Source organism: Streptomyces aurantiacus, assembly GCF_001418335.1.
GTDB classification, from domain to species: domain Bacteria; phylum Actinomycetota; class Actinomycetes; order Streptomycetales; family Streptomycetaceae; genus Streptomyces; species Streptomyces aurantiacus.
On record NZ_LIPP01000248.1, the window covers coordinates 1 to 7,315 of the forward strand.

Here is a 7,315-nt window from a genome sequence, read left to right on the forward strand (position 1 = left end):
GGGGTTCGGGGGCGGAGCCCCCGAGGTAGTGACGGGAATGGGTAGGGGCGGCGGGGGCGAAAAACTTTTCGCGCGGCGGCGGAGCGTGGCCGCATGTGGACTACCCGGGGGCTTCGCCCAGTGGCACCCTGCCGTCCATGGGGGCAATGAGGCGTACACGGCACCGCAGGCCGGTGATCGCCGCAGCCGCGGCCACCGCGGCAGCCGGCTTCGCGCTCGTCGCGTGCGAACCCGGCAACGGCATGAGCATCGCCGCCGTGGCGATCACCACCGACCGCACGGGCACACACGAGTTGGAGCAACAGGGCGTCGACGTGCGGTGGCTCACCTGTACCGCCTCGTACGCCTCTTCCGAGGGCGGGGGCGAGACCACCGGCACCTCCCCGAGCGCACGCAGCGTCGCGTCCGTCGACTGCAAGGGCGAGGCCGAGGACGGGCAGGACCTCACCATCAAGGGCAGGGTGACACAGGAGGTCAACGGCACCTGCGTACGGGGCGACCTCACCGCCCGGGTGGACGGCAAGGAGCGGTTCCGGGTGCACGTCCTCGGCAACTGCCGGGCGGGCACACCGGGCACACCGGGCATGTCCACCCCGCGGACGACGCCGCCCAGGGACCCCGGGGCGACCGTCACCGTCACCAGGACCGTGACCGAGTACCCGAGCCCCGGGTGCTCGTGCTTCCAGGGGAAGTGATCGAAAACTCTGGTCGCGGACGGGACGGCTGCATAGGGTGATCGGGTGACACAGCCTGCATCCGCCGTATCTGCCGCTTCCGCCGCGACTTCCGCGTATCTCCGGTATCCGCATCTGCACGGTGAGTTGATCGCCTTCACCGCCGAGGACGACGTCTGGGTCGCGCCGCTCGACGGCGGTCGCGCCTGGCGGGTCAGCGCCGACAACGTCCCGGTGAACCATCCACGGATCTCCCCGGACGGGACGACCGTCGCCTGGACGTCGACCCGTGACGGCGCCCCCGAGGTGCATGTCGCCCCCGTCGACGGGGGCTCCGCCAGACGCCTCACGTACTGGGGGAGTTGGAAGACCCAGGTGCGTGGCTGGACCCCCGAGGGGCAGGTGCTCGCGCTCAGCACCCAGGGCCAGGCGAGCCTGCGCCGCAGCTGGGCCAGGGCCGTTCCGCTCGACGGCGGACCCGCGACCACCCTCCCGTACGGACCCGTCGGCGACGTGGCGTACGGGCCCGGGACCGTCCTGCTCTCCGCACCCATGGGCCGCGAGGCCGCCTGGTGGAAGCGCTACCGGGGCGGCACCGCCGGCAAGTTGTGGATCGACCGAGAAGCCAACCGCGAGGCCGACGGAAAGACCGGGGAGGCAGGCGAGGCCGGGGAGTTCGTACGGCTCCATGCCGGCCTGGACGGGAACGTGGAGTACCCGTCCTGGGTCGGGGAGAGGGTCGTCTTCCTCTCCGACCACGAAGGCGTGGGCGCCGTGTACTCCTCCCTCGCCGACGAGTCGGACCTGCGGCGGCACACCGGGATCGAGGGCTTCTACGCCCGGCACGCCTCCACCGACGGGACCCGCGTCGTCTACGCGTCCGCCGGTGAACTGTGGATCCTCGACGACCTCGACGGGGCCGAGCCACGAAGGCTCGACATCCGGCTCGGCGGACAGCGCGTCGATCTGCAGCCGCACCCCGTGAACGCGTCCCGCTGGTTCGGCGCCGCCGCCCCCGACCACACCGGACGCGGCAGCGCGGTCTCCGTGCGCGGAGCCGTCCACTGGGTCACCCACCGCTCGGGACCCACCCGCGCGCTCGCCGCCGAACCGGGCGTACGGGCCAGGCTGCCCCGCACCTTCCGCGCCGACGGCGAGGAACACGTGGTGTGGGTCACGGACGCGGAGGGCGACGACGCCCTTGAGTTCGCCCCGGCGACGGGCGTGGCACCCGGAGCGACCCCGCGCAGGCTCGCCGCCGGACAGCTCGGCCGTGTACTCGGGCTCGCGATGGCCCCCGACGGCAGCCGGGCCGCGGTCGCCTCGCACGACGGACGCGTCCTGCTCGTCGAGCGCGAGACCGGCGAGGTCCGCGAGGTCGACCGCAGCGAGGACGGCGACGTCTCCGGACTCGTCTTCTCACCCGACTCGGCCTGGCTGGCCTGGTCGCACCCCGGCCCGCGCCCGCTGCGCCAGCTCAAGCTCGCCAACACCGCGGACCTGTCCGTGACCGAGGCGACACCGCTGCGGTTCCGCGACTACGCGCCCGCGTTCACCCTCGACGGGAAGCATCTCGCGTTCCTGTCGGCGCGGTCCTTCGACCCCGTCTACGACGAGCACGTCTTCGACCTCGCCTTCGTCGGGGGCTCAAGGCCGCACCTCATCACCCTCGCCGCCACCACCCCCTCGCCCTTCGGACCGCAGCGGCACGGCCGGCCCTTCGAGACGCCGGACAGCCCGGGGGCCGAGACGCCCGACAGCGAGGGCTCCCCGGCCACCCGCATCGACCTCGAAGGGCTCGGCGACCGCATCGTGCCGCTGCCCGTGGAGGCCGCCCGCTACAGCGGGCTGCGGGCCGCCAAGGACGGGCTGCTGTGGCTGCGGCACCCGGTGCGCGGCGTCCTCGGTTCGTCACGGGCCACCCCCGACGACCCGGACCCGAAGACCGACCTGGAGCGCTACGACTTCGTCCAGCAGCGCATCGAACACCTCGCCTCGGACGCCGACGGCTACCTGGTCACCGGCGACGGCAAACGGCTGCTGCTGTGGACCGACGGCAAACTCAAGGTCGTACCGAGCGACCGGCGCGCCTCGAACGACGACGAGAGCGACACCAACATCACCGTCGACCTCTCACGCATCCGCCAGAGCGTCGACCCGGCCGCCGAGTGGCGGCAGATGTACGACGAGGCCGGCCGCCTCATGCGCGACAACTTCTGGCGCCCCGACCTGGGCGGCACCGACTGGGACGGCGTACTGGACCGGTACCGGCCCGTCCTCGGCCGGGTCGCCACCCATGACGACCTGGTCGACCTGCTCTGGGAGGTGCAGGGAGAGCTCGGCACCTCGCACGCGTACGTCATGCCGCGCGGCGGATTCGGCGGCGGCGACCGGCAGGGGCTGCTCGGCGCCGACATCTCCCGCCACGAGGACGGCTCCGGCTCAGGCACCGGCTCCCAGGGGACGTCCCAGGGAGCGGTGCAGTGGCGCATCGACCGCATCCTGCCGTCCGAGACCTCCGACCCGGACGCGCAGTCGCCGCTCGCCGCGCCCGGCGTCGCGGTGCGTGCCGGGGACGCGATCGTGGCCGTCTCCGGGCGGCCCGTCGACCCGGTGGCCGGGCCCGGACCGCTGCTCGTCGGCACGGCGGGCAAGCCCGTCGAGCTGACCATCTCCCCGGCGGGCGGCGGCGACGCGCGGCACGCGGTGGTCGTACCGATGTCCGACGAGGAGCCGCTGCGCTACCACGCGTGGGTCGCCGACCGGCGTGCCTATGTGCACGAGAAGTCCGGCGGACGGCTCGGCTACCTCCATGTGCCCGACATGCAGGCGCCCGGCTGGGCGCAGATCCACCGTGACCTGCGGATCGAGGTGGCCCGGGAGGGCCTTGTCGTGGACGTCCGCGAGAACCGCGGCGGCCACACCTCGCAACTGGTCGTCGAGAAGCTCGCCCGGCGCATCGTCGGCTGGGACCTCGCCCGCGGGATGCGGCCCACCAGTTACCCGGAGGACGCGCCGCGGGGGCCCGTCGTCGCCGTCGCCAACGAGTTCTCCGGCTCCGACGGCGACATCGTGAACGCGGCGATCAAGGCGCTGGGCATCGGTCCGGTCGTCGGCACCCGTACGTGGGGTGGCGTCGTCGGTATCGACAGCCGCTACCGGCTCGTCGACGGCACGCTCGTCACCCAGCCCAAGTACGCGTTCTGGCTCGATGGTTACGAGTGGGGCGTGGAGAACCACGGCGTCGACCCCGACGTCGAGGTGGTGCAGGCTCCGCAGGATTACGCCGCCGGGCGTGACGTGCAGCTGGACGAGGCGATCCGGATCGCGCTGGCGACGTTGGAGGAGAGCCCGGCGAAGACGGCTCCGCCGTTGCCGTAGTTCTGGTGCCGGTGCCGGTGCGGGTGCGTGGGGGCTGGTCGCGCAGTTCCCCGCGCCCCTGACGGGGCGCGCTCGGTACCATGCCGGGGCAAGTGCAACGATCATTCGGCGTCAGGAGGCCGCGCATGGCACAGGAGCCGCAGGGACAGGATGGTGGCGCGCCGCAGGACGACTGTCTGTTCTGCAAGATCGTCGGTGGGAAGATCCCGGCGACCGTCGTCCGCGAGACCGATACGACCCTCGCCTTCCGGGACATCAACCCGCAGGCGCCCACCCATGTCCTCGTGATCCCCAAGGTCCACCACCCGGACGCCGCCTCCCTCGCCGCCGCCGAACCGGCGATCCTCGCCGACGTCGTGCGCGAGGCCGGTGAGGTCGCCGCCGAGGAGAAGCTCGACAGCTACCGCATCGTCTTCAACACCGGCAGTGGAGCGGGCCAGACGGTCTTCCACGCGCACGCCCACCTGCTGGGCGGCCGTGGCATGCAGTGGCCCCCCGGATAACTGGACTACTGGACAACTGGACGTGTCCGTACGTGAATTGGTGGTCCTCGGTACCGCCAGCCAGGTCCCCACCCGGCACCGCAACCACAACGGCTACCTGCTGCGCTGGGACGGCGAGGGCATCCTCTTCGACCCCGGCGAGGGCACCCAGCGGCAGATGCTGCGTGCCGGGGTGGCCGCCCACGACCTGCACCGGATCTGCGTCACGCACTTCCACGGCGACCACTCGCTCGGCCTGGCCGGGGTGATCCAGCGGATCAACCTCGACCGGGTGCCGCACGAGATAACGGCCCACTACCCGCGCTCCGGGCAGCGGTTCTTCGACCGGCTGCGGTACGCGACCGCCTACCGCGAGACGGTCCCGCTCACCGAGGCCCCGGTGGACGCCGACGGCACCCTCGCGTCGACGGACTCGTACGAGCTGGAGGCCCGCAAGCTCTCCCATCCCGTCGAGGCGTACGGTTACCGGCTCGTCGAGCCCGACGGACGGCGGATGCTGCCCGAACGGCTCGCCTCGTACGGCATCAGGGGCGCGGACGTGGGGCGGATCCAGCGGGAGGGGGCACTCGGAGATGTCACCCTGGGCGACGTCAGCGAACTGCGGCGCGGGCAGCGGTTCGCGTTCGTCATGGACACCCGGCTGTGCGACGGGGTGTACGAACTCGCGCAGGGCTGCGACCTGCTCGTCATCGAGTCGACGTTCCTCGACGAGGACGTGCGGCTCGCCGTCGACCACGGGCACCTGACGGCCGGCCAGGCGGGCGCGGTGGCCCGGGACGCGGGCGTACGGCATCTGGTGCTGACCCACTTCAGCCAGCGCTACTCCGAGCCCGAGGAGTTCGCGCGGCAGGCGCGGGCCGCCGGGTTCGAGGGAGAGCTGACCGTGGCACACGACCTGCTGAGAGTGCCGGTCCCGAAGCGGCAGTGAAGGGGAGCGGAAGCGGTAGTGAAGGGGAGCGGAGGGGAGTGCGGATCGGGGGAGGAACGCCCCGTATTATGCTCTGATGTCCATCCCCAAAGCCGAACTGCACCTCCACATCGAAGGCACGCTGGAGCCCGAGCTGGCTTTCGCGCTGGCCGCGCGCAACGGGGTCGCGCTGCCGTACGCCGACACGGACGAGCTCCGCGAGGCGTACCGGTTCTCCGATCTGCAGTCGTTCCTGAACCTGTACTACGGGCTCATGGCCGTGCTGCGGACCGAGGACGACTTCGCGGACCTCACCGACGCGTATCTCGCGCGCGCCGCCGCGCAGGGGGTGCGGCACGCGGAGATCTTCTTCGATCCCCAGGCGCACATCTCCCGGGGCGTCGGCATCGGGACCGTGGTGGCGGGGCTCGGGCGGGCGCTCGACCGCAGCGAGGCCGTGCACGGCGTCTCCACCCAGCTGATCATGTGTTTCCTGCGGGACGAGTCCGCCGAGTCCGCGATGGAGACCCTGGAGGCGGCCAAGCCCCACCTCGGCCGGATCGTCGGCGTCGGCCTCGACTCCGCCGAGGTCGGGCACCCGCCGGCCAAGTTCCGCGAGGTGTACGAGGCCGCCGCCGCGCTCGGCCTGCGACGGGTCGCGCACGCCGGCGAGGAGGGGCCGCCCGCGTACATCACCGAGGCGCTCGACGTGCTCGGGGCCGAACGCATCGACCACGGGCTCCGCTGCCTGGAGGACCCGGAGCTGGTGGCCCGGCTGGTGCGGGACCGGGTGCCGCTGACGCTCTGCCCCCTGTCCAACGTGCGGCTGCGGGCCGTCGACGTCCTGGCGGAGCACCCGCTGCCCGCGATGCTCGACGCGGGTCTGCTGTGCACGGTGAACTCCGACGACCCGGCGTACTTCGGCGGGTACGCCGAGGACAACTTCCGTGCCGTGCGGGCGGCGCTGGGTCTTTCGCCCGAGCGGTTGCGCGAGCTGGCCCGCAACTCGTTCCTCGCGGCGTTCCTCGAACACGACGAGGAGCGGCGGGCCCGGTACGTCGCGGAGGTGGACGCGTACGAGTTCCCGTGACCGGGTGGCCAGGTGACCGGGGAGGTCGCCCGGGTTTTTCGCCCTCAGACCCCCGCTAAAAGATTGCGCAGTTCCCCGCGCCCCTTTTAGGGGCGCGGGGAACCGCGCGACCAGCCACGACGGACCCGCACCTGCCCGCCGACGCGTCGCCACTCAAAGCCAGAGCGGAGCGCCTGGCACACTGGCCTGAATCCGCACCACTCATGGGAGCGCACCGTGACCGCGTCCGCCGGGAAGGGACCGTACTGCCAGGCCCACTTCGACCCCCTCGCCGAGCTGCGCCGCTCCGACGACCCGCCCTGGGACGTCTACCTCACCGGCACCGTCTTCCTCGACATCATCTTCACCGGGCTCGACTCCGCCCCGGTCCGCGGGACCGAGTCCTGGGCCCGCGGCATGGGTTCGAGCCCCGGCGGCGTCGCGAACATGGCGACCGCGCTGGCCAGGCTGGGCCTGCGGACCTCCCTGGCGGCGGCCTTCGGGGACGACCACTACGGGGAGTACTGCTGGGACGCCCTGGAGCAGGGTGAACGCATCGACCTCTCCGCCTCCCGCACCGAGCCCGGCTGGCACTCACCGGTGACCGTCTCGATGGCGTACGAGGGCGAGCGCACCATGGTGAGCCACGGCCACGAGCCGCCCCCGGAGGAGCCCGCCCCCGACTGCCCGCCCCGCGCGCGGGCGGCCGTCGCCTCGCTGACGCCCGGCACGCGCGCGCACTGGATCGCCGGCGCCGCGAGCCGGGGCACCCGGATCTTCG

6 protein-coding genes are annotated in these 7,315 nt (G+C 72.5%); all 6 read left to right on the top strand.

The window, feature by feature from the left end:
- The first annotated feature begins 137 nt into the window (after positions 1-137).
- Positions 138-695 carry a hypothetical protein gene (locus tag AOK01_RS29050; RefSeq protein ID WP_079103845.1) on the top strand — a complete coding sequence of 186 codons (558 nt, stop codon included), beginning with the start codon at positions 138-140 and terminating at the stop codon, positions 693-695.
- A gap of 45 nt (positions 696-740) precedes the next feature.
- Complete coding sequence (locus AOK01_RS29055) at positions 741-4,055, top strand: S41 family peptidase (RefSeq protein ID WP_055516866.1); 3,315 nt, start codon at positions 741-743, stop codon at positions 4,053-4,055.
- 125 nt (positions 4,056-4,180) lie between these two features.
- A complete protein-coding gene (locus AOK01_RS29060; protein ID WP_055516867.1) occupies positions 4,181-4,558 on the top strand; it encodes a histidine triad nucleotide-binding protein in 378 nt (125 codons plus the stop codon).
- A 22-nt stretch (positions 4,559-4,580) separates the two neighbouring features.
- Entirely contained in the window at positions 4,581-5,486 is a 906-nt protein-coding gene (locus tag AOK01_RS29065; protein ID WP_055516869.1) for a ribonuclease Z, read from the top strand.
- 76 nt (positions 5,487-5,562) lie between these two features.
- Positions 5,563-6,555: an adenosine deaminase gene (locus tag AOK01_RS29070; RefSeq protein ID WP_055516871.1), complete on the top strand. Its 993-nt coding sequence runs from the start codon at positions 5,563-5,565 to the stop codon at positions 6,553-6,555.
- Between the two features lie 216 nt (positions 6,556-6,771).
- On the top strand, positions 6,772-7,315 hold a 544-nt coding region (locus AOK01_RS29075; protein WP_245702460.1), incomplete at its 3' end, for a carbohydrate kinase family protein.